The organism is Ekhidna sp. (assembly GCF_965247405.1).
Classification (GTDB): domain Bacteria; phylum Bacteroidota; class Bacteroidia; order Cytophagales; family Cyclobacteriaceae; genus Ekhidna.
The window spans coordinates 3,986,192-4,011,701 of record NZ_OZ252014.1; the positions used below are offsets into that span (position 1 = coordinate 3,986,192).

At 42.0% G+C, this 25,510-nt stretch carries 24 protein-coding genes and 1 pseudogene; 16 read left to right on the plus strand and 9 right to left on the minus strand.

All coding sequences use genetic code 11. The features are described from left to right. The 5 genes from ACP14Y_RS18380 (at window position 1) to ACP14Y_RS18400 (ending at window position 4,566) form a co-directional block, all read left to right on the plus strand. Window positions 1–1,227: a nitrous oxide reductase family maturation protein NosD gene (locus ACP14Y_RS18380; RefSeq protein ID WP_424964360.1), complete on the plus strand. Its 1,227-nt coding sequence runs from the start codon at window positions 1–3 to the stop codon at window positions 1,225–1,227. Next, window positions 1,224–1,937 (plus strand): ABC transporter ATP-binding protein, encoded by a 714-nt coding sequence (locus ACP14Y_RS18385; RefSeq protein ID WP_424964361.1) that lies wholly within the window; start codon window positions 1,224–1,226, stop codon window positions 1,935–1,937. The genes ACP14Y_RS18380 and ACP14Y_RS18385 overlap by 4 nt, the downstream gene beginning before the upstream one ends. 258 nt (window positions 1,938–2,195) lie before the next feature. Continuing rightward, on the plus strand, window positions 2,196–2,984 hold the full coding sequence (locus ACP14Y_RS18390) for an ABC transporter permease (protein WP_424964362.1): 789 nt from the start codon (window positions 2,196–2,198) through the stop codon (window positions 2,982–2,984). A 227-nt stretch (window positions 2,985–3,211) separates the two neighbouring features. Continuing rightward, window positions 3,212–3,541 (plus strand): cupin domain-containing protein, encoded by a 330-nt coding sequence (locus ACP14Y_RS18395; protein WP_424964363.1) that lies wholly within the window; start codon window positions 3,212–3,214, stop codon window positions 3,539–3,541. 14 nt (window positions 3,542–3,555) lie between these two features. Beyond that, a complete protein-coding gene (locus ACP14Y_RS18400; RefSeq protein ID WP_424964364.1) occupies window positions 3,556–4,566 on the plus strand; it encodes a hypothetical protein in 1,011 nt (336 codons plus the stop codon). Here the strand turns inward: ACP14Y_RS18400 and ACP14Y_RS18405 are convergent. Both ACP14Y_RS18405 and ACP14Y_RS18410 read right to left on the minus strand, forming a co-directional pair. Further along, window positions 4,516–5,691, minus strand: coding sequence for a hypothetical protein (locus ACP14Y_RS18405; RefSeq protein WP_424964365.1), 1,176 nt, complete (start codon window positions 5,689–5,691; stop codon window positions 4,516–4,518). The two genes, ACP14Y_RS18400 and ACP14Y_RS18405, sit on opposite strands and share 51 nt — an antisense overlap. A gap of 58 nt (window positions 5,692–5,749) precedes the next feature. Continuing rightward, window positions 5,750–6,289 (minus strand): cysteine dioxygenase, encoded by a 540-nt coding sequence (locus ACP14Y_RS18410; protein ID WP_424964366.1) that lies wholly within the window; start codon window positions 6,287–6,289, stop codon window positions 5,750–5,752. Between the two features lie 181 nt (window positions 6,290–6,470). On the opposite strand from ACP14Y_RS18410, the gene ACP14Y_RS18415 reads away from it, so the two are divergent. The 5 genes from ACP14Y_RS18415 (at window position 6,471) to ACP14Y_RS18435 (ending at window position 13,189) form a co-directional block, all read left to right on the plus strand. Then, window positions 6,471–7,382, plus strand: a complete 912-nt coding sequence (locus tag ACP14Y_RS18415; protein ID WP_424964367.1) for a universal stress protein — start codon at window positions 6,471–6,473, stop codon at window positions 7,380–7,382. A 19-nt stretch (window positions 7,383–7,401) separates the two neighbouring features. Beyond that, window positions 7,402–8,247: a universal stress protein gene (locus ACP14Y_RS18420; protein ID WP_424964368.1), complete on the plus strand. Its 846-nt coding sequence runs from the start codon at window positions 7,402–7,404 to the stop codon at window positions 8,245–8,247. Between the two features lie 139 nt (window positions 8,248–8,386). Further along, entirely contained in the window at window positions 8,387–9,544 is a 1,158-nt protein-coding gene (locus tag ACP14Y_RS18425) for an efflux RND transporter periplasmic adaptor subunit (RefSeq protein WP_424964369.1), read from the plus strand. A gap of 2 nt (window positions 9,545–9,546) precedes the next feature. After that, a complete protein-coding gene (locus ACP14Y_RS18430; protein ID WP_424964370.1) occupies window positions 9,547–12,678 on the plus strand; it encodes an efflux RND transporter permease subunit in 3,132 nt (1,043 codons plus the stop codon). 34 nt (window positions 12,679–12,712) lie between these two features. Next, complete coding sequence (locus ACP14Y_RS18435) at window positions 12,713–13,189, plus strand: hypothetical protein (protein WP_424964371.1); 477 nt, start codon at window positions 12,713–12,715, stop codon at window positions 13,187–13,189. Here the strand turns inward: ACP14Y_RS18435 and ACP14Y_RS18440 are convergent. Then, window positions 13,186–14,070: a hypothetical protein gene (locus ACP14Y_RS18440; protein WP_424964372.1), complete on the minus strand. Its 885-nt coding sequence runs from the start codon at window positions 14,068–14,070 to the stop codon at window positions 13,186–13,188. The two genes, ACP14Y_RS18435 and ACP14Y_RS18440, sit on opposite strands and share 4 nt — an antisense overlap. Window positions 14,071–14,324: 254 nt before the next feature. Between ACP14Y_RS18440 and ACP14Y_RS18445 the strand changes: the two genes are divergently transcribed. Continuing rightward, on the plus strand, window positions 14,325–14,594 hold the full coding sequence (locus ACP14Y_RS18445; RefSeq protein ID WP_349567051.1) for a hypothetical protein: 270 nt from the start codon (window positions 14,325–14,327) through the stop codon (window positions 14,592–14,594). A 4-nt stretch (window positions 14,595–14,598) separates the two neighbouring features. On the opposite strand, the gene ACP14Y_RS18450 is transcribed toward ACP14Y_RS18445, so the two are convergent. Then, on the minus strand, window positions 14,599–15,108 hold the full coding sequence (locus tag ACP14Y_RS18450) for a GreA/GreB family elongation factor (protein ID WP_424964373.1): 510 nt from the start codon (window positions 15,106–15,108) through the stop codon (window positions 14,599–14,601). A gap of 74 nt (window positions 15,109–15,182) precedes the next feature. On the opposite strand from ACP14Y_RS18450, the gene ACP14Y_RS18455 reads away from it, so the two are divergent. Continuing rightward, complete coding sequence (locus ACP14Y_RS18455) at window positions 15,183–15,434, plus strand: hypothetical protein (protein WP_424964374.1); 252 nt, start codon at window positions 15,183–15,185, stop codon at window positions 15,432–15,434. Window position 15,435: 1 nt separating this feature from the next. Here the strand turns inward: ACP14Y_RS18455 and ACP14Y_RS18460 are convergent, their stop codons facing one another. The 3 genes from ACP14Y_RS18460 to ACP14Y_RS18470 form a co-directional block, all read right to left on the minus strand. Further along, window positions 15,436–15,837: a DUF1987 domain-containing protein gene (locus ACP14Y_RS18460; protein WP_424964375.1), complete on the minus strand. Its 402-nt coding sequence runs from the start codon at window positions 15,835–15,837 to the stop codon at window positions 15,436–15,438. Between the two features lie 134 nt (window positions 15,838–15,971). Continuing rightward, window positions 15,972–16,412 (minus strand): PAS domain-containing protein, encoded by a 441-nt coding sequence (locus ACP14Y_RS18465; protein WP_424964376.1) that lies wholly within the window; start codon window positions 16,410–16,412, stop codon window positions 15,972–15,974. Between the two features lie 124 nt (window positions 16,413–16,536). After that, window positions 16,537–17,049, minus strand: coding sequence for a hypothetical protein (locus tag ACP14Y_RS18470; protein WP_424964377.1), 513 nt, complete (start codon window positions 17,047–17,049; stop codon window positions 16,537–16,539). 454 nt (window positions 17,050–17,503) lie between these two features. Here ACP14Y_RS18470 and ACP14Y_RS18475 point away from each other — a divergent pair, with 454 nt between their 5' ends. The 4 genes from ACP14Y_RS18475 (at window position 17,504) to ACP14Y_RS18490 (ending at window position 18,947) form a co-directional block, all read left to right on the plus strand. Then, on the plus strand, window positions 17,504–17,698 hold the full coding sequence (locus ACP14Y_RS18475) for a cold-shock protein (RefSeq protein WP_424964378.1): 195 nt from the start codon (window positions 17,504–17,506) through the stop codon (window positions 17,696–17,698). Window positions 17,699–17,738: 40 nt separating this feature from the next. Beyond that, entirely contained in the window at window positions 17,739–17,936 is a 198-nt protein-coding gene (locus tag ACP14Y_RS18480) for a cold-shock protein (protein WP_424964379.1), read from the plus strand. Window positions 17,937–18,108: 172 nt separating this feature from the next. Next, entirely contained in the window at window positions 18,109–18,447 is a 339-nt protein-coding gene (locus ACP14Y_RS18485; RefSeq protein WP_424964380.1) for a hypothetical protein, read from the plus strand. Between the two features lie 110 nt (window positions 18,448–18,557). Continuing rightward, window positions 18,558–18,947 (plus strand): response regulator, encoded by a 390-nt coding sequence (locus tag ACP14Y_RS18490; RefSeq protein ID WP_424964381.1) that lies wholly within the window; start codon window positions 18,558–18,560, stop codon window positions 18,945–18,947. Window positions 18,948–18,969: 22 nt separating this feature from the next. Here ACP14Y_RS18490 and ACP14Y_RS18495 read toward each other — a convergent pair whose 3' ends face one another. Together ACP14Y_RS18495 and ACP14Y_RS18500 are read right to left on the minus strand one after the other, a co-directional pair. Further along, window positions 18,970–21,000, minus strand: coding sequence for a LamG-like jellyroll fold domain-containing protein (locus tag ACP14Y_RS18495; protein WP_424964448.1), 2,031 nt, complete (start codon window positions 20,998–21,000; stop codon window positions 18,970–18,972). 81 nt (window positions 21,001–21,081) lie between these two features. Further along, a pseudogene (locus tag ACP14Y_RS18500) lies at window positions 21,082–25,476 on the minus strand (DUF2341 domain-containing protein); the annotation flags it as partial. Window positions 25,477–25,510: the final 34 nt, after the last annotated feature.

Below are 25,510 nucleotides of genomic sequence, written 5' to 3' on the forward strand. Positions count from 1 at the left end.
ATGAGACTACTGCTTATTGCCTTTTTTTCTTTGATGCTTTACCAGATCAGCGCGCAAACTGCGGTTTGCGCACGATGTGAAATAAAGAGTCTGCAGCAAGCAGTAAATCTGGCTGAACCACATGATACCCTTATTATCAAAAGTGGTGTTTATTCAGTCGTTGATCTGGAATTGACAAAACCCATCACCTTATTGGGAGAGAATGGAGCGATTCTGAACGGACAGAATAAAAGCTATGTGTTAAAGTTGCTCGCTGACAGCATCACCATCTCTGGACTGAAAATCATCAATGCAGGTAAAAGCTATACAAAGGACTATGCTGCAATCTATGCCTCTCGAGCCGATCATTTTCTTATTGAAAATAACACAATAGTCGATCCTTTTTTTGGACTGCTAATAGAGAAATCGAGTCAAGGTATCATCAGAAATAACCTGGTGTATGGAGAGAATGTAAAAGAGGACCAGGCGGGAAATGGCATTCATGCCTGGCATTGCTCCAGCCTTCAGATCTATGACAATGAAGTTTATAGAATGAGGGATGGCATCTACCTGGAGTTTGTGGATGAGAGCACTATTGAAGGAAACTACGCGCATGACAATGTCCGATACGGATTGCATTTTATGTTTTCCAATAATGATGACTATATCAGCAATCGATTTGAACACAATGGGGCGGGGGTAGCAGTCATGTTTTCTAAGTTTATCACGATGAAGAGTAATGTCTTTATTAACAACTGGGGGCCAGCAAGTTATGGACTACTATTGAAAGAAATTTATGATGCTGAAGTATTGGATAATGAATTCACCGAAAACACTACAGCTGTTTTTATAGATGGCACCAGTCGCATTAATTATGTAGGTAATGTATTTAATAGAAATGGGTGGGCCATTAAGGTATCCGGAGGTTGCTATGCCAATCGGATTACTGGAAATGATTTCACAGGAAACTCCTTTGATGTGTCCTATAATTCCAAAATGAATGATAACACCTTTGACGGTAATTATTGGGGAGATTATACCGGTTATGATCTGGACAAAGATGGCGTGGGAGATGTGCCGTATCGTCCGGTGAAGTTGTTTTCATATATTGTGAATAACACCCCTGAAACAATCATTTTACTTAGAAGCCTGTTTGTGGATATTATGAACTTTTCCGAAAAGGTTTCGCCTGTATTTACTCCTGACAACCTGGTGGATCAAACACCGGCAATGAACGCATTCAAATGATTCAAGTAACTGACTTACATAAGAGCTTTGGAAAATTAGAGGTATTGAAAGGTGTCAGCTTTTCAATAGACCGACCGGGTGTTTTTGCTGTCCTGGGACACAATGGATCCGGTAAAACGACTATGCTCAAAAGCATTTTAGGTATGGTGATTCCCAATAGTGGCGACCTTCAGGTCAATGGAAAGGCCATTAAGAGAAGCTGGGAATATCGAAAAGACATTGCTTACCTGCCGCAGATTGCTCGTTTCCCGGAAAATCTTACAGTCAATGAGCTGATCAAAATGATCCTGGATATCCGAAATAGGAAGGGTAGGGAACAGGAACTAATCGACCGATTTGGTTTGGAAAAATTTCTGGATAAGAAGCTATCTGATCTTTCCGGAGGTACCAGACAGAAAGTGAATATTGTGTTGGCGTTCATGTTTGATTCCAATATCTGTATCATGGATGAACCAACAGCAGGGTTAGATCCGGTGGCGCTCCTAGAGTTAAAGAAGCTGATTGATGAAGAGCGAGCGAAGGGGAAGACCATTCTTATCACCACGCACATAATGAGCCTTGTGGAAGAGGTGGCTGAAGAAATCATCTTCCTTTTGGATGGCAAGATCCATTTTCAGGGCACATTGGAAGAGATGCAGAAACAGACGAATGAAAAAGATTTAGAACATGCAATCGCAGCGATGTTAGTGCCTAATGGCACTCACAATTAAATATGAATAGGCTCAGAAAGAAATATACAGTAACAATACGACCAGGAGGGTGGGAAAGAAGATTTGGAGCGGTGGTGATGGCCAAGTGCGCAAAGGCTTTAAAATCTTCTTGACTTTTTTGTCACTTTTTTTGTCAAGAAAAAAAGTGAAGGGTAGAAAGAAATGAAATGCAGAATGAATGGAAATAAAAGAATTCTCAGATAGTGCGAAAAAACGCAATAGATAGATGAAGGAGTTTACATTTTTAATTTGAATTTAATGTCAGCAATTAAAATATTAAAATACAGCTTTTACGACTTGATGCGCAGCAGATGGAGCTACGTATATCTGGCTTTCTACATGCTTCTGGGATTCGTGCTGCTGTTCCTAAATTCGGATCTATCGAAGGCGACCATCACACTGATGAATATCATCGTGGTGCTCACACCTATGATTGGTACCATTTTCGGCATTATGTATTTCTACAACTCCAGAGAGTTTACAGAGTTGTTGCTTTCCCAACCGGTCAAACGTTCTACCATCTTTCTGGGACAGTATTTAGGTTTATCCCTTTCATTGTCAATGAGTTTGGTGCTTGGTTTGGGTATACCGTTTCTGCTTTATGGAATTACTCAGTCTGATGCGGTAGGCAATTTCATCACACTGCTTGCTTCCGGTACATTCCTCACGTTTATTTTCGTAGCACTGTCGCTTAACATTGGCTTGGCCAACGCCAACAAGATCAAGGGCTTTGGTTATGCCATCCTCATGTGGCTCTTTTTTGCGGTGATCTACGATGGACTGTTTATGATCTCTTTGGTAGTGTTCGGAGATTATCCGTTAGACAAGTTTGCCTTGGGAGTATCCCTTTTCAACCCCATTGATTTGAGTCGAATTATGATTTTGCTTAAGCTGGAGATTTCAGCGTTGCTGGGTTATACAGGTGCACTGTTTCAAAAATTCTTTGGCACGAACTCAGGGTTATTCATCTCGATTGGGGTGCTCTTACTATGGGTATTAATTCCCGTGACGCTCATGCTAAGGAAATCATTGAAAAAGGATTTTTAGAATTAAATAACGTGAGTGTTTACTCTCCCTAAAGGAGGGTGGGAATGAAAGTATGGCGGGCCAGTGAAGGCATAAGGGTTGATAGCTTTCAAACTTTCTTGACTTTTTTTGGCGGTTCGCCGCTGCGATACTTTTTTCGTCAAGGAAAAAAGTAAGAGCAATAAAGAAATATATGTCTGCATATATCGCCACTATACTTGGACTGATTACCATAAAATAAATTAATCATGGATACTATTAATCATTCGACAATCTTCACTTTAAAAGAATCGATCCAATATGCCGAAGGGGCTGTTGTGAGCAAGACGTTGACAAAAAACAAAAGTGGCAATACGACCCTTTTTGCATTCGACAAAGGTCAGGGACTTAGCGAACATACGGCTCCCTTTGATGCGATGGCGGTTGTTGTAGAAGGTCAATCTAAAATCACCATCGACGGTGAAGTTTTTGAGTTGAAGGAAGGTCAGATGATTGTCATGCCGGCCAACGTTCCTCATGCATTGGAGGCTGTCAAGCCCTTCAAAATGATGTTGATCATGATCAAAGAAGCTAAGTAACTATTCTTCGGCTAATGAGCAAACTGAAACTGGTTGCGATAGCAGTACCTATTTTTCTTGTTCTTGGGTTATTCACAGGCCTAAGTCGGTTTGGGCTGATCAACTTTCCACTTTCCTTTCACCACGGTGTTTTAATGCTCAATGGATTTGCCGGGGGTGTAATTACTGTTGAGCGCTTGCTAAGTAAGCCAAAAGACCCATGGATACTTATTGGCCTGATCTTACTTATTGCAGGGCTAATATCCTATCTGTTTGGTTTTGAATTCGGCCTGCTATTGGTAGCTGGCAATATTGGGATCTTGTTTCTCAAAGAAGCACTTCAGCTGGCCGAGAAGGAGTTACAAAATGGGTTGTACCAGCTGATCGGGCTTTTGTCATGGTTTATTGGCAATCTCAAGTTCTATCAAAACGGCTTTTATCCGGAAGCAGTCCCTTTTTGGATCGTATTTATCCTCATGTTGATTGTAGGCACCCGACTCAGTAAAATGGGAAAAAAGGATGTGATCAGCCTGATTCTTTCATTGGCTATTTTCTTTTCCTTCTGGCTGGGTTTTCATGGGTATGGTCAAACCATTTATGGGATCGGTATCATGGCATTAAGCATGCGATTAGGTTATCTGGAGATAAAAAATAGCAGTAAGCACCTTCTGGGATTAGTGGCAGCATATTTATGGTTGCTGCTGACAGGAGCCAGTTCGCTATTTTCAGATTATATCTTGTATAGCTATGACCTGGTGCTTCATGCATTCTTTTTAGGCTTCTTTTTCTCTATGATCTTCATCAATGCACCGGATGCACTGTTACAGAAACTAGGTCTTAATCAATTGAAAACGTATCCTGTCTTTTGCGTGCTGTTTCTCTCACTGGGGCTGATTGTCAGGCTTATCATTGGGGATTACCTCCAAATACAAACCGCTCGAAACATTGGTGGGATTCTGAATTTTCTGACCATTATCCTCTATGCGATGTATCTGTTAGTTCAATTGGTCAGAAACCACTTGGCTACCAAAGGCGCTGATCGTTAAAAGAAGAATTCCAATAGGCATTAGTGAAGAAACAGCCGTGAGGGTAGGAAAGAAGTCGGTAAGCCATAAAATGGATAATTGAGTAAGCACGGCCTTTCCGAAAAGAAGCCCTTCCGACAATACAATTCCAATGATTAACAGCCAGGTACCAAATTTTAAAAGTCTGGTCAATCTTATCCATTCATTACGGAAAAAGTAGGAGAGTAGAAATAGCGTGAAGAACCCCAGCATCACCAGGTGGATGAATCCGATGACCGAATAGGGGACTGTGTTGTTTATGAACTCCTGCATTTGGGGAGTGCTACCAGCCAGTTGAAATACTAGTTTTAAACCATAAGCAATTAGCGCTAGCCTGAGTAACATAGATGGGAAGGAATGAGTGATCTTATAATCCATGCCTTTTATCAAATAGGCAAAGACGATCAGTTGTAACAGTGCGCCAATTCCACTTAAGAAGTACATCAATGCCGGAGGATCTACCCAAAGCACAGAGAGTGCAAAAAGTGGAATTAGTGAGGCATTCATCAGGATAAAAATGCGTTTTCTGTTTGGGAAATTGTCTCTAACCAGGTAAGCAAAAACAACAAATAAGAAGAATCCATTGTATAAAAAATGCAAAAACCAATAAATAGAAAGGTTGTACCAGATCGAGTCGCCCATATCATTCGCCATGAAGTAACCAAGTGCATACGGACCGATGCTTGAGGCAATGAGGTAGATACCTCCCCACCTTAAAAAGCGTGATTTGGTAGATTTAGGCTTATCACTGGTATGCCTGAATATCAAAACAACCAAATAGTACGAGCAAAACACATATAGCGTACTAAAAGCGATAGAAACAGCCCCATATCCCTGGAAAGGAAAGGAAAAAAGCATGCCGATAATGCTGAGCTGAGTGATCCAGAAAAGTCGCATAAACCCTTTATTGTGCTCAACGCCCAGCAGGTTAGAAATGATGATGAAAGCTCCATTGTACACCCAACCAATCAAAGCTATATGCGAGTGGGTATGAAGCAGGTATTTATAATTCATCAAAGGAATTCCGGATTGCATTAGCCTTAGCAGCAATCCCATTGATGCCGCCAGGGTCAGAAATACCAGTGAAATCCGAACATAGCTTTTCATCAAGCCAAGGTTAGCTATGCATCGGAATAATCCCAATCATTCAGCGTAAAAAGAGGCATTAGGCTTCCTGCCCAAGCAAATCATAATGCTTGTTTTCCCATGTTTCTACCATGGTGCTATCAGAGCTTTCCACATCATATACATGCCATTCAGTGACAGGCTTGCGATAAATATTTAAGCTTACTGATCTTGCCTTGTTGGCATTGGAGTAACGATGTATGCCGATTTGACTCATATAAGAAAACTCATCTGTGCCCAACAGTACATTGCTTACCTTTTCCAATCGATCATCATCAACATTGATCTTAAATCGCTCTTCTCTAAGCATGCCTTCAATGGGATGTATCCACGCTTCCTGTGCATTGAAATCATGGATAGGAGAGGACTGACCTTTTTCCCAGCAGATCAAAAGCACCTCAAAATCATCATTCCTTGCCAGCACATTTCTGGCGTATTTTTCATCACTCCACGAATAGTAACGTTCAAACTCGGCTCGTGGAATCGCTACATTATTCATTACGTCGAGCACATGATTACCACACTCTTGGCAATTGTCAAGAGCTTGTACTAACTGTTTTACTGTTTTAATTTTTTCCATGACTATCTATTTTGATTCACAATTTAATTGTGATACCAGATTAAAAATGTGATGATTTTTAGTGCTGAAGCTGATCTTCGTCAGTAGGTGATGAAAATCAGAGGCTGTCCTTTTAAATATCATACTAAGCACTCAGCTGGATATTTACCTTTGAAGTAAATTAAAAGTAATACGACGACCGATGAAAAAGATATTAGTACCCGTAGATTTTTCCGACGTTTGCAAATCTGCCGTGCAGTTTGCCATTCAGGTTGCGGAAAAGAATGATGCGCAATTAACACTTTTAAACAGTGTTCACTTCGACTATTTTACTGACTATCAGTTTACCTCATTTGCTACAGCGAAATCCATGATGGATGAGGTGAAAGAGGCAATGGATGCCAAAATGAAAGATTTCATTGGCAAATTTGAAACACGATTGAAAATCAAATCATTGATTCATGAGTCCTCATTGATCAATTCTATTAAAGAATTGGTAAAAGAGGAGGGGTATGATCTTATAGTGGTAGGAACGCACGGTGCTTCCGGGCTTGAGGAAGCATTGATTGGATCCAATACAGAAAAGGTGGTGCGTCATGCGCCATGTCCTGTGATTTCTGTGCCTCGAAGAAGTAATGCAAACACTATTAAACGAATACTTATTCCGATAGACATCCGTGAGTTAAAAGAATCCTTTTTTAATCAGGTAGCTGGACTGCAAAAACAATTTGAGGCTAAGCTTGAGTTTTTATGGGTTAAGACCCCTCATAACATTGAAAACGAAGAGAGTGTGAGCAAAGAACTTAGCGAATTGATTAAGCAACACGGTATTTCTAACTTCGAGGTTACCATCGTAAGGAATGTGTTTCCATCCGATGGAATCTTATGGCACGCTGATGACACCAATGCTGACATGATTGCAATGCAAACGCATGCCAGAAGGGGACTTTCTCACTGGCTATCCGGTAGCTTAACTGAGGATACCGTTAATCATATTAAAGTGCCGGTATGGTCATTCAAGATGGATAAGAAAGAAAAATCCATTAGCTTAAACAGTGTAAAGAATGCTCACGGAATTCCGGAGTATAGGAAAATCGAGGTATTAACATCTTAAAAAACAAAACATACATCCTATGAAAAAGATAATTGTTCCAGTTGATTTCTCTGAGATGGCTTCTCATGCACTCAATTTCGCCATTGAGTTTAATGAAAAGGTCAAAGGAGAGATTGTGCTTGTTCACGTAATTGAAATGCCTGTAGGTCATTTGAGTTTCACCGGTGAGGTAAATACTTCTGGAATGGAGTCTTTTTACACCGGTGAGTTCATCAAAGCCACACATAATAAGCTGGATGAATGGTCCAGACGGGTGGCTGATGCCGGTCAGGAAGTTTCTGTGCACATGAAGTATGGGAATGCTTTTACGAACATAAGCAAACTCATTGCTGAAGAGAAAGCAAACTGGATCATCATGGGATCTAAGGGCTCATCTGGATTGAGGGAAGTTTTTATCGGCTCGAATGCAGAGCGCATGATTCGTCATGCCGAATGCCCGGTATTTATCATTAAAGGCGAGACTCACTTAAAAGATATGAAAAGCATGGCTTATGTTTCTGACCTAAGTCAGGAGCAAGACTTAATCACAGATCATGCCAAAGACATGCAGGATTTATTAGGATTGAATATGCATGTGGTGAAGGTTAAAACACCGTATAACTGGTTAGAGGAGTCACAAGCACAGAAGCAGTTGGAGCATTTTGCCGAAAGAAATTCGCTAAAAGATTATACCGTGAATACCATTGAGGCGGATTTTGCGGATGAGGGAGCTGTAAAGTTTGCAGAAGAAGTAAAAGCAGGAATGATTGTGCTGGGTACGCATGGTAAGAAAGGAATTGCCCATATCATTGGAGGATCCATTGCTGAAGATGTCGTAAACGAGTCCAAAATTCCAATCCTGGTTTATAAGATTCTTGATTTATAAAAGCACTGATAAGTCTTTTTCAAAGCCCCTTCACATCATGGAGGGGCTTTTTTTATAAAAACATACAGGCCATTTCATTGTTGGTAAAACAACAACTAACTTCAAAAAGTCTTTAGATTGAATTTCTATCTTTCACGAAATGAATAGAAACAAAACGCTATTAACAATCTTGCTGATCATCATTGTCAGTGTCGGTTTGATCTATTGGACCTTCTCCACAGAACCTGAGGCCGAACGAGAAAGCGCTACAAAAAAAACCGCTATGCTGGTGGAGGTTACTTCGGTTCAGAAAGGAAATTTTCGCCCGATGATTAGTGCCACAGGTACCGTCCAGCCATCAAAAGATATCATGCTCAGTCCAAGAATTACAGGAGAGGTGATTTACATCCATCCCAATTTTGTTCCAGGTGCAACGGTTGCTAAAGGACAAACACTTGTTAAAATTGACCCGTCGGATTACACAAACAATGTATCCTTGGCAGAAAGCAACCTTCAAATTGCTCAATCAAACTATGATCTTGAACTTGGACAGCAGGAGGCGGCAGAAAACGATTATCGGATGGCTCAGATGGACATTGATAATAATGTTAACAAAGACCTGTTGCTTCGTGCGCCTCAATTGAATATTGCGAAAGCTAATCTGCAGCGAGCAAGGGCACAGTTAAAGCAAACTCAATTAGACCTGGAACGTACCGAAATGAAAGCTCCTTTTGATGCTCATATTTTAAGCAGGTCAGTGAATGTCGGATCGCAGGTGTCACCGGGAAATGAAATAGCCAGACTTGTGGGTGTCAATGAATATTGGGTGAATGTTAACGTACCACAATTCAAAGTGAGCTGGATGAACTTTGACGAACAATCAATGGATGAAGATGTGATTATCAGAAATAACTCCTGGTCTGAAGGTCAATATAGGAAGGGAAGGCTGTATAAGCTCATAGGTACACTTACAAATCAAACTCGATTCGCACAGGTACTTGTAGCTGTTTCTAAACCGATGCAGGCTACAGAGAAGCAGCCGGCTCTGATGATCGGAACATTTGTGGAAGTAGAAATTCCTGCCAAGGAGCTGGTGGATGTTGTGAGGCTGGACAGGGACCACCTAAGGAAGGATAATAGTGTATGGGTGATGGAAAATGGATTATTGAGCATTAAGAAAGTCTCTGTTCTCTTTCAGGATGACGTGTTTGCATATGTTAGCGATGGACTGGATGGAGACAGTCAGGTTATAACAACCAACCTTTCAACAGTAGTAGAAGGTGCGGAGGTTCGTACGGAAGAAATCTCAAAGAACTAATTATGGCAGCTGAAGAAGGAGAAAAAAGGGATGGAATCATTGGTTTTTTTGCGAGGAACTCTGTCATTGCAAATCTATTGATGGTGCTCCTGCTGGCAGGTGGGGTTTGGACCATGTTCACCATCCAAAAGGAAGTTCTACCTCTGTTTCAGTTGGATATCGTTGAAGTAGATGTCACCTATCCGGGAGCGTCACCCAACGAGGTTGAAGAAGGAATTATTCTTCCTGTAGAAGAAGCCATTCGAGGCGTACAGGGCATCAAGGAAGTTACATCTACTGCCAGGGAAGGATCAGGCCAAATTTCCGTAGAGCTTGTGGTAGGTACCAACCGTATGAAGGCATTTCAGGATATTGATCAGGCCGTCAATCGCATTCAAACCTTCCCTGATGATATTGAACAACCCAGGGTTAGTCTTCAGGCGATTCAGCGGGATGTGATGGAGATTGGCTTGTTTGGGGATGTAGACATCTGGACCCTTCGAACAATTGCAGAGCAATTGAGAAATATCCTTTTGAGTAATGATGGAATTACCCAGGTGGAGATTGGCAATGTTCCGGAATTTGTGACTCATGTGGAGATTCCCGGAGACAAACTCCTGGAGTACAATATCACGCTCGGTCAGGTTGCTGATATCATTCGTCAGTCTAGCCTGGATGTGCCTGCAGGTGCCATTGAAACACAGGCAGGGGAAATCAACTTGAGAATGCAGGAGCGAAAAATATGGGCGAAGCAATTTGCGAATATTGATATTGTCTCTTCCCAATCTGGAGCTACCGTAAAGTTGGGAGAAATTGCAACCATTACTGATGGTTTTGAGGAGGAAGGCTTTCACGGCCAGTTTAATCAACAGAACTCCGTTGAACTCGAGATTTTTAGAATTGGCGATCAGTCTCCGCTTGAAATAGAGTCTATTGTAAAAGGAATACTTGCTGATTATGAGCCTCTTTTACCTCCGGGTATAAACGTTAGAATCAGTGGCAATCGGGCAGATGACTACCGTGAACGTCTTTCTTTACTCACCGAAAATGGATTGATGGCCATTGTCATCGTGCTGTTTATTCTCACACTTTTTCTAGAGTATCGCCTGGCATTCTGGGTCATGATGGGAATGACCATTTCGTTTGTTGGAGGTATTATTTTCTTACCTGTGATTGACGTCAGCGTCAACATGATTTCCATGTTCGGATTTCTGGTTGTATTGGGTATTGTGGTAGATGATGCCATTGTGGTAGGAGAGAATATCTACGAGTATCGTCAGAAAGGGTATTCATTTATGGAGGCCGCAATAGCCGGAACTAAGGATGTTTCCCGTCCGGTAATCTTTAGTATTCTTACTACCATCGTTGCTTTTATGCCATTGCTGTTTATGCCCGGCACCACCGGAAAGTATTGGTGGCCCTTGCCGGCAGTAGTAATTGTTGTATTGGCTGTTTCGCTTTTTGAGGCACTATTCATCCTACCCTCACATGTGGCTCATAAACCGAAGAAGAACCCACTGAACATCGTGAAGAAGCTGGAATGGGTACAGGACAAAGTAGCAAAAGTATTTAATGCATTTATAGATAAACTTTACCGCCCTTTCCTATCTACTTGTTTATCAAATAGATATGTAACCTTAACTGGAGCGTTGGCGCTCCTTTTCATCATTGGAGGATACGGATATAGTGGGCATATGGGTATGGTATTAATGCCGGAAGATGCCGCTGATGAAATAGAAGCTGGTGTGCGACTACCCGTTGGCACCACCACCGATCAGGCTGCCGCAATAGCAGGTCAGATCACCACATCAACGATGGCGATGTTTGAAGAGCATGATCTGTATAAGGTAGCAGAGGGTGTAAAAACAAACGTGCGTGGAAAAAGCTTCATCGATGTAGAGGTGGTGATGAAACCACCAGACCAAAGAGACATGACAGCCCGGGAATTTATTCAATTGTGGCGAAACAATATTGGAGAGATAGATGGTGTTGATCAGATCACTTTTGAAGCAGAAAGAGGGCCGGGGGGGTGGCAGCAGGACATCAGTGTAGACTTAAGTCATCCGGACATAAATGTGTTGGAAAAAGCGAGTCAGGCTTTTATGGATCGAATGGAGCCTTACAAAGAGACAAAAGATCTCAATGATAATTACAACAAAGGAAAGCTTCAGTTTGGGTTTGAGTTACTGCCTGAAGCCAGGAGTCTTGGCCTCACACCAGGTTATGTGGGTCAGCAGATTCGTGATGCTTTTTTTGGTGCCCTGGCTATCCGTCAGCTTAGAGGTATAAATGAAACGGAAGTCCGTGTAAAGCTTCCCGAGCATGAACGCAAGGACCTGAACAACCTGGAAGATTTTGTTATACAAACACCCGGTGGTGCGATTGTACCTCTCAATGAAGTTGTAAAAGTCACTCAGGGAGAAACATTTACGAGCATCAACAGACGGGATGGTAAACGAGTAATCAATGTAGGGATGGACGTGGAGCCTGACAATGCACAAACACGTGTTTTGGAGTCGATACGAGAAGAGGTGTTACCTCAGCTTCGAGCAGATTTTCCAGGTCTTACCTGGACCTTTGAAGGGAGTCAGGCTGAGATGAGAGAATCTACGCAGGCACTTTGGAGCGGATTTGCCTTAGCTATGCTTATCATTTACAGCCTGCTTGCTATTGCCTTAAATAATTATGCTCAACCTCTAATCGTAATGTTTGCTATTCCATTTGGAATTGTAGGAGCAGTTATTGGGCATATTTTATTAGGCTATGACCTTTCGCTAGTCAGCTTAATGGGCGTGATTGCACTTTCGGGTGTGGTTGTCAATGATTCGCTGATCATGATTGATTATGCAAATAAGAACCGAGGGAATTTGCCTGCATTTAACTCCATCCTGCAGGCTGGAGTCAGAAGATTTCGTCCTATCGTTTTGACTACACTCACCACATTTGGTGGGCTTACGCCAATTATCCTCGAAACATCACGTCAGGCTCGTCAGTTGATACCGATGGCCATCTCCCTAGGTTTTGGGATCGTGTTTGCTACCGCAATTATTTTGATCATTGTTCCCTGCCTTTACATGATTATGGATGATATTTTGAAAGCGGTGAATAAAAATCCATTGCCTGAGGTGGAAGAAGGTAAGGTTCAGCCAGCTTAGCTTATCTTATACTAATACAAAGTAACTTTAGGATATGAAGAGGTTATTGCCCATGTTTCTGGCAATGGTATGTATTGGTTGTGCTTCTGTTAATCGAGCTGATAATAATGAGCGATCCTACAAACTTGATTTTAAGAATTGCACACCTGAATTGGGTTTGAAAGCCATCAGAATCTCAATAGACAAAAATTATCGCAAGAAGAAAACCGAAGACTTTCACGGGTATTGTGAATACAGATTCTTTCATCCTGGTGGCTCCATTATTTATTTTTCATCAAATATCTATGATGGTTCTGTACTCAATTATGAGAACAGGTTGAATGCCTACAACGATACCTACTCAACTGACCGATCTATAGCTGATACCATCAGAGTTTCAGGTCAGGAAAGGGACGGTACTTATTGGATGGAGTGGATTCGAGGTAATCATGTGGTAGGGTATGTCAATTGCATCGATACAGCTGAACTGACTAACATCCTCAGCAATATTGAGGTAATGAGCAGAGACTAATACCTGGCTGGGACTGGCAGGGGATAGGTGTGCGGCACACCATCAACAACCATCGCTCTCATTCCATTTTTTAGTTCTGCCCTCAGCTGTTTCCCCAGTTCTTTCCGAATGATGTTTTCGTGATATAATGCTCTGACTTCTCTTGCAGGTATCACAATACCATAAACCCTGATCAAACGATCATCAAGTAATCCAAAGTTTGCATCATAGGCATGCGATAACTCATGAGCCAACCTAATCTTTTTGTGTTTAGGTCCCCAGCGTATTTCTGCACCACTGCCTATTTGATCAAAAGGAGCATATTCCACAATGTTTTGCTTTCTTTCGATGGCCTGAAAAGCATAGGCATTGTTATTTAAAACTCCCAATCGCCCATTTGGGATGGGAACGAGCATGTAGCTATCCGTACATTTTACAATGGAAATGGTGAACTTATTTCTGGATTTCTGGAGGGTCTCGATAATCACACGGGCGTGTGCTGATTTTTTGTAGAGTTTATTGAGTGTGTTTACGGTCTTGCGTAGCTTCTTACCATACTTCCCTGGTCTTACTTCTTCAAAGACACATCCTGCATTCTTGATTAAGTAAACAGACTGATCCTTGTAGAGGAACTGCTGATTCTTACATTTAATCCATAATCCACTTTCGGTAGCAGTGTTGTTTTTGTCGGCGTAGGTTTTTGCCCGCATGAGCTGAGCATTTCGTCCAAGCGGGCTCGTCTTATCGTAGGTAAATCCTTCAACGGATGGTGTGAAGGTCTTATTAACTTGAATGTAGAGCCAGGATGAATCTAATGGTGCTTTGTATTGACCGATTGCTTTTTCTGCAATACACCAAAGTACTACCGAAAACAAAAATGTATAAATCCGGGCCTTTGCCATGGGTTGAGTTAGTCCTGTTGAGTTTTTCGTAATTATGAACGGAGAGACCCAGTGAGAAAATGAAAAAACCTAAGAAAATATGCAGCTTTTGTAAAAAAGAAGATGGTAAAATGCAAAATATGGAATTTTCACCGACGATTATATGGTGTTTATCAAAATACCCGATTTAGGGTATTTCAGTTAGCGGAACAATGACCTAACTTAATTAACCATTAAGAACCATTATTATCACTAACTCACAATCTATGTATACCATGAATGCACAACAGGTCATCACCAAGCTACTTGTTCAAATGATTCTTCAGGAAGCTTTAAAGAACCGGGAGGAAACGAAAATTTTCATTCCTTCATCTTTTGCTCACAAACTAGAGAGGGATTTAGGAATTAAAACATATAAGGATATTGAATTTGGAGGCTATCGAGTGGTGTGTGGTCCTTTTCATGAGCTGCTGGCTTATAATAAGGTGAAGAATGTGCAATTAATTATGAATACCAGGGGAGACATCATCGAACGACCAAACTGAAATATTATAGCTCATAATCAATGGATATAACCTCCATTGATCGTTTGTCTCTTCCAAGCTGTAAATCTGCTTTATCGCCAATCCTCTTGCCGGTAATTGCCTTGGCAATGGGTGCCGTGAATGCGATTTTTTGTTCTTTCACATTTGCTTCATCTACACCTACAAGCTGAAGTGTCTGCTCCGTTTTCTCATTTGTAAAACGTAAAGTCACTTTTGCTCCGAACCTGACTTCCTCAGTCTCATTTTCAGATACCTCCAGTATACGAGCTGAGCTGATACGCGCATCCAGTAATGCCAACTTTCCTTTAGCCAGTTGCATCTTATAGCGTTTGTCTTTGTCATCTTCCAGCGAATGTAGTTGCTCTATCTCTTCATGCAGAAGACTTCTTTCCTTTTTGAGCAAGTCAAAGCCTTTTTTTGTTACGTAGTTTGGTACACCGTCTGGTAAAGGGGCACGTGGTGGTATAATAGGAGCTTCCTCCTGATTGTCTTCATTTACAAAAGCTCTGCTCATGACTCAAAATTACAAATGATATGATAAGCACCTACCCAGGCCAAACAAGACGCTAATTGATTTGTTTAACTATCATGAATGAGAAAGAAATCACACGTGCAATAAAAGAGATTCCTCTCGGATCCAAGATCCAGTTAGTCAAATCAAACGGAGATACCATTGAAGTGCAATTGATGAGTCACGAAGTGAGTGGGACTGAAGCAAAGGATTACGGACAACTCGTTGTTCCGGCATTACCTCCTGCCATCACTGTACAGGGCGGAAGTCGGTTCGGGAATTTTAGAATAGAGATTGAAGAAATTTCAGAGCTAACTCGAATAAAATAAATCAGGCACTCCTGCTCTGATATTGATCATTTGGATGATACTCAATAAACTTGAATGGTAGATCTAGAAGATCACTATAATCCTCACCTGCTTCAAGCATGTCCTCATCATCTTCGTCATAATACCAACGAACCATCACTCTTTTACCCTTCGCTTCCAGTCGCTTTACTTCCTTCAATATATCATAGATACATTTGGAAGAGCTGGTATTAAAATATTCCATTTTGATTCTCACATCAACCTTGTCTCCATGGATATCATTGGAAAGCGCAGAAAGTATGGGCTCATAGAATTGCATGGAGTTTTCCGGACTGGATCTGCCATACATTTTAAATACTCCTCTTGAAGGGTCTAGCAAAACTGCTGGTGTTACTCTTGTTGCCTGGAGCTTAATTGGTTTCATTTGGTTTTAGTTGGAGTATAAAAAAACAAAATTCCGATCAAATAGAAAAAGCTATTAGGTGAGCGGTAGTATTTGTTCGTTTAAAGTTCCTAGCGGCATGATGAAGATTTGCTTTCTAGTCACTCGATGCAAAATTAATCATCATATTGGTCCGTTACGTCTTTGAAGGTACAGAATACATAATTAATTGTTCCGTCAGGATTTAAATGTGGATGAGTATTTACTTCTAACCACACTTTGTCATTGAGTAGGGGGCGAGACACACCCATTATCACACCCAGCTTTGGTTGATAGTTAGTGATTGCGCCAATGATAGGAAAGTCATACGTTTCAAATTTACTACCATCTTCATGGGTCACTTTCCAGTATGGGTCCATCGCGCTATTGCCTATAAATTGTTCTTTTGATAGTCCCAATAGTTCGTGGGCTGCTTCATTGCAATCCATCGGAGCTGCATTGGCATTATATACTCCAACGCCGATGCTCATACCATCTATGAGTTCATGAAATGCCTCTTCACCTGTTTGGTAGGCGTTATCGAGTTGATCGATATCTAGGTGAGGGGTCTTAGCCATAATTCACTTTAAAAATATACATTGATACGCTCAAATAAACTAAACAGTTTAATCCTGTTTGTAATTCAAAACAAAAAAACCACGCACTTACGCACGTGGTTGTTTAGGTATCATTCGGAAATTTTTAATCCAGCTTCAAGTGGTGAACGTGCTCATCGATCAAATCAATTCGTTCGGTAATTTTTGAGATGTACTTATTCAGCTCTTTTTCGATTTTCTCAACTTCCTTATAAAACTTGGAACCGCTCTGTGTTCCATACTCTTCACCGGCCTCTTCATATTTGGCACATTCCTCTGATAGGAAGGTTTTGAAATTCGGGGTAGTGTACTCGGTCTCAACCGTAAGGATATCATCTATGGTCGCTTGCGCTTCTTTGTCCTTGGAGTCCTTATATTTTTCAGTCACTACCTGATACAACACCGTATCATAATGGTGGATCTTATCCAAAAGCTCAATGGTTTCATTGCGGTATTTGTCGGACGTACAGTAATATTTCAAGCCGGTATATTTTCCAAGCTCTCCAGCACGTTTATCCCACTTAACAGTCAGGTCATCAATGATGGCCACTATATCTTCATCTTGTGCTTGAGTGAAAAGAGCAACAGTAAAGAAGAAAACAAAAAATAATCGTCTCATAGTCATGGATTAAGTTGGTATTTAATGCTAAAATTATTCGAAATAGTGATTAAACCAGAATATTATTGAATGGTTTAGTCGGGTAAAAAAGGCTTTCTTTCGAAATATTCTCCTAATAGCGCTTTTTAAAGTCAGATTTTTGCGTGCCCTTTTGGATTGTCTAAAAATAAATCTTCATTGTAAAGAAAGAAGTAGTACTTTTGCAATAGCTCGCAAAAGTTATGAGCTCTTCAGTAGGTTAGCGGACTCTTCCAAAAGAGTCAGATTTTCGTTTCAAATTGCTTCTTTCCTTTAAGAATTCCCTTTTTAAACGTATGATTAAGACCCTCCCAATTGCGGTTGGCATGGTTGGTTGATTATTGAAGATGTTATTCAATGATCCATTGTGAATGGATGGTTGTCTCAAAAGCTTTTACAGGCTAAGAATAATTAGTAATCAATAACAATTAGTACAATGCAAGAAGGAACTGTAAAGTTTTTCAACAGTGAAAAAGGCTATGGCTTTATCACACCAAGTAATTCAGGAAAAGACATATTTGTTCACATGAGTGGACTTATCCATGAGATCATGGAAAATGACAAAGTAGCGTTCGAAGTAGAGGAAGGTAAGAAAGGATTAAATGCTGTAAACGTCGAGCGAATCGACTAAGCAGATTATCTCAATTTCGTACCACATTAGTAATACTACAATGCAAGAAGGAAAAGTTAAATTTTTCAACACTGAAAAGGGATATGGATTCATTACTCCAAATGACTCCAGCGATGACGTATTTGTTCATGTCAATGGTCTGATTGATGAAATCAGAGAAAATGACATGGTACAATTTGAAACAGAACAGGGAAGAAAAGGATTGAACGCTGTAAACGTCGAGTTGATCAACGATTAATCTTAAATAAATTTTAATGAAAAGGTGATTCTGCACAACAGAATCGCCTTTTTTTATGTTAATCTGTTGCTATTTCTGGATGAGAAATTGGGTTTCATCCATTAATAATTAAACTTTGATATTGAGATTGTTTCGTTTCTTAGCTTTGGTGTTTGATTGATCCTATGCCAGCATGACAACCGTTAAAGATGCTTTTCCTTTCTTAACCAATCTACTCGGAGATGATGCCGAACAGGTTCTTCATATTGTCCATATCACACTGGATGGATTGGATTCGAGCATCGATGAATTAAACGATGCTTTGCTTAAAAGGGATCGGATTTTTGCCCGAAACACCCTACACCGCATGCGCTCCAGTCTTGGCCATATGGCCATGAATAATGTACTTGAAGTAATGCCCAGATCCAGGGATGAAGACCTCTGGGAGAGACTTCCTGTTTTTATAAGCACACTGAAAGAAGAGCTAAAAAACCAAAAGCGATTGGTGGTAGATGTAGAAAATCAGACCTAAACTTGATGTATGTTAGTAAGCAGTGATGCGATTAATGTAATTTCACTTTTTTATTGAAAATCGAAACTTGTTTGCTATTTTCATAAATTGACCGCTGAAGCTCTAGATAGATGACAAAACGTATCGTACTCATTGATGACGACAATACCACCAACTACTTGAATAAGTTTACCATTGAGCGATCGAACGTGGTGAATGAGGTTATTACCTTCGCATCACCTCTGGAAGCCCTTGATTATCTAAATAGTAGATCTGAGGATGAAAAAGGTTCTTTGATATTACTGGATATCAATATGCCTGTAATGAGTGGCTGGGAGCTATTAAAGCATTATGGCACTCAGAATGGGAACAAAGCTGTGGATAAGGTTGTCATGTTAACATCCTCCATTGATCCAAGAGATCAGGAATTAGCTAATGAGAATTCATTGGTAACTGATATTAGGCCCAAACCTTTGTCACTTCGAACCATCAACGACCTGGTGAAAACACTGTTAAAGTAACTGACTTAAGATACTTTTTCACCTATTCCACGACTACCTTATATGTAAGGATTGCTCCATTTACCTTTAAGTTTAAGAAATAAATACCTGTCTCTAATAGCGTAGGGGTTTGAATGATTTGGTTAATCTGCCCATTGCTATCGGCTTGCAGAGATATGTCATGAAGTTTACTTCCGTCAAGCCGGTGGAGCGAAACTGGCACTATTTCATTTCCCCCAATACCGGAAAGGTTGATCCTGAATGAACCTTTGTTTGGATTCGGATATACTATGACATCCTTTGCCAGGTTCCAGGATACTCTGACCACACTTGATTGTGTGGTTGATCCATCAAAATCAGTTTGACTGAGTCGATAATAACTCGTACCAAAATAGGGAGCAATATCAGTAACCTGATAGTTGATTTCACGATTGCTGTAGCCTGCACCTGCTGTTTTCAATATCGATTCAAAATCTTCTCCATCCAGGGATCTTTCTACTGTGAAATAATCATTATTTAATTCTGATGCCGTAACCCACTCAAGTTCAACCGTTGTACCGGTATGTAGAGCAGTAAATGATTTTAATTCTACAGGAAGTGGGCTGGGAGAGGAGCCACCACCGACCGGACTGAACGCATCAACACCAGATACCGAGGCGGCATAAGGATCAGATCCACTGGCACTTATGCCACTGCCGTAGACTTCCCAATCCATTCCGTTATAATGACTGATAAACATGTCTGTTCGATCAAAACTGGTCAGTTCATGAGAACCATCCCACTCGATGGTAAGCGTGACATCAGATCCACCAGCTATACCTTCATCTAAAAACCACGTGCGATCAATTGCATCAGAGGTTAATTGTGCACCGGAACCAATCTGGCCTTCGGAATATATGGTTGTAACTACTCGAGCACAGAAATCATCTGACGTACCAATATTGTTTACGCTTACCGGATTATAGCTGGAAGCATTCGGGCCTATTGGAAATACGCGTGTTCCGTCACCACTACCCAGATCATTTTGGCATAGCTCTCCGGATCCATCCGTTACGATGAATGCCGTACTGCTTCCTCCTGAGATGGTTGCGCTACTTTGAATGGTGAGGTTATTATCATTTAAAGAAAGATTACCAGCAGTTAAGGTGAGTTGATTTCCTACACTGGCGCTTTGTCTTAGTTCTGCAGCCTCAGCGGATTTGTTCACTACAACATTGTGAAAAGTGGTGCTGGTGGTTCCTGTGATATCTTGTTCCGCCGAACCTGAAAATTCGATTGTCCCGCCATTTGTCGTGAGTGTACCATCATTGATAAAATCACCTTCCATGGTTAAAGTGAAGCCACCCAGGTCCAGTGACGCTCCAGTCTCAATATTTAAGATTCCGATGGTTCTGGATTGATCCAATACCGGGTAATCAGTAAGTCCGGATGGGATCAGAATATCGCTACTTGCAACTGGTACGGAGCAAAAGCTCCAATTCCCACCTTCATTCCAGTTTGTATTTCCATTGCCTCCTGTCCATCTGTTTTCGGCCGTCTCTGCACCAATGTTATAGAAGTTATCCAGATCGTTTTGATTGTTGTATTCCGTTTGGATCCAGCCTGATGACCTGGCAACATCAGAGACCTTAACTTCATCGATGAGACCATCAAATACATTAGCATTCCAGCGTGCTATTTCAAGATTGTTGGCTGCAGTAGTGAGAGCTGAAGTTGTATTATCAAATAGAACGCCATCGAAATAAAGCTGAACGATTGATCCATCGTAAGCAAGGGCATAATGGTGCCAGTTGCTTGAGCTACCACTTAAGGTAAACTCATCTGCATTTCCATTGTATTCAATGTGCCAGTTATCATTGGTACCATTGTCTACGTGTAATGAAAAGTCGTTTGCAATCGTTCCTCCCTGGAATACGCCCCCATCGTCAAAAGCGTCAACCTGAGCCCAAAGTTCAATGGTTCGGGTTCCTGCACCTGTGGTTTGAGGTGCGGTTCCCAGATTGATAAAATCGTCCGTACCGTCAAAGTCAAAGCTATCACCAATCTGACCTGATACTACATCTGCCCCGGTCATCGTTCCGTTCGCTGTGCCATCATTAGCATTTCCGGTGCGATCATCCACTACAGATGTCACTCCCAGGTCATCGTTAAAATGATATACACCCAGGTAGTTGGCATTGTAGGTGGCTGTAACCGAAGGATCGCCTCCTGCATAATTGCAATTACCATAGTACATAAAGAGCTCGGTATCGGCATTTATCAAGAGGGTAGGGATACGGATCCAGGCAATGAATTCACCGGAGGTTCCATCGTATTTTTCAATATCAAAATCCAATGTGGAGCCATCAGCGAGAGCAAAAATGATATCATATCCATTTGCGTCCTGTACTTTTCCTGATGCCTGGGCAAGATCTATGTCTGTGGTGCTAAAGAGCAGAGGAAAATCAGTGTGGTCACTACTGCCCGCTATCTGGCTATTATCAATCGTTATCTTTTTACGAAACGAATAGTCTGATAAGAAGTCAGGTCGGACAGTTATTTGGATCGTATTGGAATATGCAATACAGCTTCCATTATCTACTTCAGCTCTAAAATATGTGGTTGTAGTCAGGTTGCCTGTATTCAGGCTATTGGTAGTGGCCCCACCTATGTCTGAAAAGGTGGAGTTGTCCGTTGAGCTTTGCCACTGAATGGTGCCGGACTCTCCAGTCAGGGTAAGCGACGCACTTGAGTTATAATCAATCGTGGTATTATCAGCGGTTGCTGTGCCACCACTTCCATTATAATCTTCAGTGCCCAAGGTATAAAAAGAAGCAGGGTCACTTTGATTGTTGTATTCCGTTGCTATCCAGTCCTGAGTGCGTGCCGTATTGGAAATTCTAAGCTCATCCAGGACACCTCTGTATCGTCGGTTATCCAGACGTCTGGCGATATAAAGTGGATTGGTGTTGTCGCTTAGAATGTTTCCATCAGCATTGTTGGATGCCGTCAGCACGCCATCTACATAAAGTTTTAAGCGAGGATTGGCAGCAAGGTCTGCATCGTAGGTTAGCACGAAATGGTGCCAGTCTGCGTCCACAGATCCATTGTCATATCGGAAATGTCCTGAGCCTGTGGTTACTCTCTGATTGATCGCAGCGGGGTTGGTGCCCCCATCGGTTCCCAACATATATCTTTCCTGATTAACCGAAGGAGATTTCATGATGAAGGGCGCATCCTGAGGAACTGGCAAATAATACCGTGCCCAGGCTTCTATTGTCACCTGGTTGGTAATGTCTGTATCTATGCTGGCACTATTGGTGACACTGATCCAGCTGTCTCCATTATTTACTCCTGTAAAACCTCTTCCATGAGAGATGATCCCAATTTCATCATCTGTGCTTCCCGGAGAACCCTCTGCGCCATCATTATTGTTGTTGGTTGCATCCAACAGATCATTTTCGAAATGCCAAATGGCCTTATAGTTGCTATCCCAAGTTGAAGTTACCGATGGATCAGTAACGACCGAAGAGTTGCCATAGTGCATATAGAGCACAGTGTTCTCGGTGGCAGAAACGGTAGGCACACGAACCCATGCAATGAAGTTTCCGGTACCTTCTGTGTAGCTTTCGATTTCATGATCTAGTTCTGTACCGCTTGCATCAGTGAATTTGATATCATAACCACTGGTACTCGTTACCTGTCCATTGTTGGTTGTCGTTCTCAGATCTGGATCGGTAGAACTAAAGAGTATTGGGAAGTTGGTGAGGTCAGAGCTGCCGCTTACCTGGCTGACATCAATAATGACCTTCTTTCTGTAGCAATAACCACTCAGGTAGTCAGGCTGGACAGTTACGGTAGCTGTAGTAGAGAATGCTTCGCATCCACTGTCGGTTACTTCTGCTCTGTAATAGGTTGTAGTAGTCAGATTACCAGTATTTAGTGTGGTGGTCGTTTCACCCCCAACATCACTGAACGTTACATTATCTGTAGATGACTGCCATTGGATCGTGCCACCGCTTTCCTGGTCGGTTAATGTAATGGTCGTGCTGGTGTTGTAATCTATTTCACTGGAAGAAGCAGTAGCCGTACCTCCATCGTGTGGGTACTCTTCATCACTGAATGCGTAGAAAGTAGATGGGCTACTTTGGTTATTGTATTCTGTCGCTACCCAGCCTGCAGTGTGAGCAGCTTCAGAAATTCTTAACTCGTCCAGTATTCCTTCAAAAAATCGTGTACCTGTTAAATCAGCACGTGTACCCAGAAGAACCGCTTCACCCACACTATTGTCGATATTAGTAGAAAAAGCGTTGCTGAATTGCTGCACTCCGTTTACATATCCTATCACATTGGAACCATCATAAACCACCACTGCGTATGCCCATGAGGTGGTTGGAACAGTGCCACCCTGAAAGTTATTACCACTGTTGTTGATTCTGCCCCGAATCTGTTCATTGCTCGCTCCAGCATCATTTGTGCCCAGCATGTAGCTCTCATCGTTGTTGGCGCCTTTTAGAATAAAACCCTCATCATTGTCCAGATCACCTTCCGTATCTACCCAGGCACTCAGTGTGATCGTATTGTCTGTTACACGCAGGCTTGCGGCATCCGGAACGGTTATATAATCGTCGGTACCATCGAGATCAATCGCATTTCCAATTTGACCCGTCACCAAATCAGCAGTCGTCATAGTACCTTGTGGTTGGCCGTCATTGTTGTTGCTGGTGGCATCTAATATCGATCCTGCCACATCTCCGTTGGGGTCTTCTTCCAGGTGCCATATAGCCACATAGTCACTATTCCAGGTAGCTGTAGTGGATGGGTCTCCGGATACCCCTGTGTTCCCATAGTACATGTAGATCTCCGTATCTGAATTATATGATACGGTAGGCACATTTACCCATGCTTCAAATGCTCCATTGGAGGCCGTGAAAGAGATAATTTCATGATTTAGTCCAGTGGTGCCATCGGAAGTCGTGAATGTAATGTCATACCCGCTTCCATCTTCCACATTACCACCATTTGCTATGGTACGCAAGTCAGGGTCGGTAACACTTATGAGTACAGGGAAGTTGGTTAAATCCGCACTACCACCTACCTGGTCGCTATCAATGGTTACTTTTTTTCGGTAGCAATACCCACTGGCAAAAGGAGGGAGGACCGTTACGGTAGCTGTTGTTGATAATACCTGACATGAGGCAGATCCTACCTTCACCCTGTAATAGGTAGTGGCGGTTAAAACACCGGTATTTAAGGTTGCACTTGTTTGTCCGCCGATATCTGAAAAGCTGATGTTATCCGTGGAAGATTGCCATTGCAGTGGGGTTGTGCTATTGCCTGTTAGGGTAATAGTCGTTGACTCTCCAGACCGGATGGTACTCTCATCTGCGGATGCTGTACCACCTTCAGGTACCGGACTTCCACATTGTTCTTCTGTACCTACGGTAGTTACAAATCCTGTGGGGTCATCTTCAATATTGAATTGGGTTAAAATCCAGTTCGCTGAGCGAGCAATGTCAGATACTCGAGCTTCTTGAAGCTGACCATCAAAGTCTCTGCCACCTCCAGGAATATTTCCAATCGTAGCAAAATTCGTTTCCCCTGGTTCGGCATTGAGTGTCAGGTTGGTACCTGTAAGAGCACCAGATGCCACCTCTGTACCATTGAGATAAACACGAACCGTATTGTCAGATGCATCCCAGGTATATGTGGCTAAGTACCACGTTCCGGTATTGTAAGCAACAGGATTATCATCATCATCGACTGTGGCGTCCGCATCGGCACCTCCGTTATTAACATTCGTTCTGCTACCTATTACACCTCCAGTCTGTCTAAGTAACCAGGTTTCATCATCCGTGCCTGTTCCCCAGCATTTGCCAAAGATCCGATCATCTCCAGTGTCATCCGGGTTGACCCATACCTGTACGGTAAAAGCCGTCCACGAATCATCGTCGATTGCTTGCAATCGGATACGATCATCCGTTCCATCAAAATCTTGTGCAGATCCGAATTTTCCTGTGGTTTGAGTAGGCGTTGAGCCACTGTTTCCACTATTTGGTAATCCACCACCTGTCCCATGGACGGCATTTGGAGAAGAGTCAATAAACTCGTCGGTAGAACCATTACCTGACTCTTGAAGGTGAAGAACCGCTTGAAAATTACCATCCCACGTATTGGCAGAAGATGGGTCTGTTGATGCACCACTATTTCCATAATACATGTAGATGGTCTTGTCTGTAGCGTTGGTAAGGTCAGCTTTAACATATCCCCGATAGGCACCTGTGCCACTGGTATATGACATCAACTCATGATCGAGCATGGTGACGCCATCATCATCCGTGAAAACAATATCAAACCCGTCTGTTCGGGCACTTGCAGCCAGCTGAGCATCAGAGGCAATCTCATACAGGATCGGAAAATCTGTGTGACTTCCGCTTATCAGCGTGCCATCCAGTGTGATTTCTTTACGATATTCATAGCCTGATAGCCAGGTTTGAGCTTGAATAGCTTGTATTGATAACAAGAGTAACCCAGCAAGGAATACCCTGGAGTTGGATGGGGAGCACAGCATAGTAGTAACGGTAATCTCCCATTAAGATAGTATT

What these genes read in the sequence shown, in the direction of transcription:
- ACP14Y_RS18390 (WP_424964362.1), top strand. Translation starts at nt 2,196, where the DNA reads ATGTCAGCAATTAAAATATTAAAATACAGCTTTTACGACTTGATGCGC.
- ACP14Y_RS18480 (WP_424964379.1), top strand. Translation starts at nt 17,739, where the DNA reads ATGCAAGAAGGAAAAGTTAAATTTTTCAACACTGAAAAGGGATATGGA.
- ACP14Y_RS18490 (WP_424964381.1), top strand. Translation starts at nt 18,558, where the DNA reads ATGACAAAACGTATCGTACTCATTGATGACGACAATACCACCAACTAC.
- ACP14Y_RS18435 (WP_424964371.1), top strand. Translation starts at nt 12,713, where the DNA reads ATGAAGAGGTTATTGCCCATGTTTCTGGCAATGGTATGTATTGGTTGT.
- ACP14Y_RS18460 (WP_424964375.1), bottom strand. Translation starts at nt 15,837, where the DNA reads ATGAAACCAATTAAGCTCCAGGCAACAAGAGTAACACCAGCAGTTTTG.
- ACP14Y_RS18400 (WP_424964364.1), top strand. Translation starts at nt 3,556, where the DNA reads ATGAGCAAACTGAAACTGGTTGCGATAGCAGTACCTATTTTTCTTGTT.
- ACP14Y_RS18380 (WP_424964360.1), top strand. Translation starts at nt 1, where the DNA reads ATGAGACTACTGCTTATTGCCTTTTTTTCTTTGATGCTTTACCAGATC.
- ACP14Y_RS18465 (WP_424964376.1), bottom strand. Translation starts at nt 16,412, where the DNA reads ATGGCTAAGACCCCTCACCTAGATATCGATCAACTCGATAACGCCTAC.
- ACP14Y_RS18440 (WP_424964372.1), bottom strand. Translation starts at nt 14,070, where the DNA reads ATGGCAAAGGCCCGGATTTATACATTTTTGTTTTCGGTAGTACTTTGG.
- ACP14Y_RS18395 (WP_424964363.1), top strand. Translation starts at nt 3,212, where the DNA reads ATGGATACTATTAATCATTCGACAATCTTCACTTTAAAAGAATCGATC.
- ACP14Y_RS18410 (WP_424964366.1), bottom strand. Translation starts at nt 6,289, where the DNA reads ATGGAAAAAATTAAAACAGTAAAACAGTTAGTACAAGCTCTTGACAAT.
- ACP14Y_RS18485 (WP_424964380.1), top strand. Translation starts at nt 18,109, where the DNA reads ATGACAACCGTTAAAGATGCTTTTCCTTTCTTAACCAATCTACTCGGA.
- ACP14Y_RS18420 (WP_424964368.1), top strand. Translation starts at nt 7,402, where the DNA reads ATGAAAAAGATAATTGTTCCAGTTGATTTCTCTGAGATGGCTTCTCAT.
- ACP14Y_RS18415 (WP_424964367.1), top strand. Translation starts at nt 6,471, where the DNA reads ATGAAAAAGATATTAGTACCCGTAGATTTTTCCGACGTTTGCAAATCT.
- ACP14Y_RS18385 (WP_424964361.1), top strand. Translation starts at nt 1,224, where the DNA reads ATGATTCAAGTAACTGACTTACATAAGAGCTTTGGAAAATTAGAGGTA.
- ACP14Y_RS18495 (WP_424964448.1), bottom strand. Translation starts at nt 21,000, where the DNA reads ATGACCGGGGCAGATGTAGTATCAGGTCAGATTGGTGATAGCTTTGAC.
- ACP14Y_RS18430 (WP_424964370.1), top strand. Translation starts at nt 9,547, where the DNA reads ATGGCAGCTGAAGAAGGAGAAAAAAGGGATGGAATCATTGGTTTTTTT.
- ACP14Y_RS18475 (WP_424964378.1), top strand. Translation starts at nt 17,504, where the DNA reads ATGCAAGAAGGAACTGTAAAGTTTTTCAACAGTGAAAAAGGCTATGGC.
- ACP14Y_RS18455 (WP_424964374.1), top strand. Translation starts at nt 15,183, where the DNA reads ATGAATGAGAAAGAAATCACACGTGCAATAAAAGAGATTCCTCTCGGA.
- ACP14Y_RS18450 (WP_424964373.1), bottom strand. Translation starts at nt 15,108, where the DNA reads ATGAGCAGAGCTTTTGTAAATGAAGACAATCAGGAGGAAGCTCCTATT.
- ACP14Y_RS18425 (WP_424964369.1), top strand. Translation starts at nt 8,387, where the DNA reads ATGAATAGAAACAAAACGCTATTAACAATCTTGCTGATCATCATTGTC.
- ACP14Y_RS18405 (WP_424964365.1), bottom strand. Translation starts at nt 5,691, where the DNA reads ATGAAAAGCTATGTTCGGATTTCACTGGTATTTCTGACCCTGGCGGCA.
- ACP14Y_RS18445 (WP_349567051.1), top strand. Translation starts at nt 14,325, where the DNA reads ATGAATGCACAACAGGTCATCACCAAGCTACTTGTTCAAATGATTCTT.
- ACP14Y_RS18470 (WP_424964377.1), bottom strand. Translation starts at nt 17,049, where the DNA reads ATGAGACGATTATTTTTTGTTTTCTTCTTTACTGTTGCTCTTTTCACT.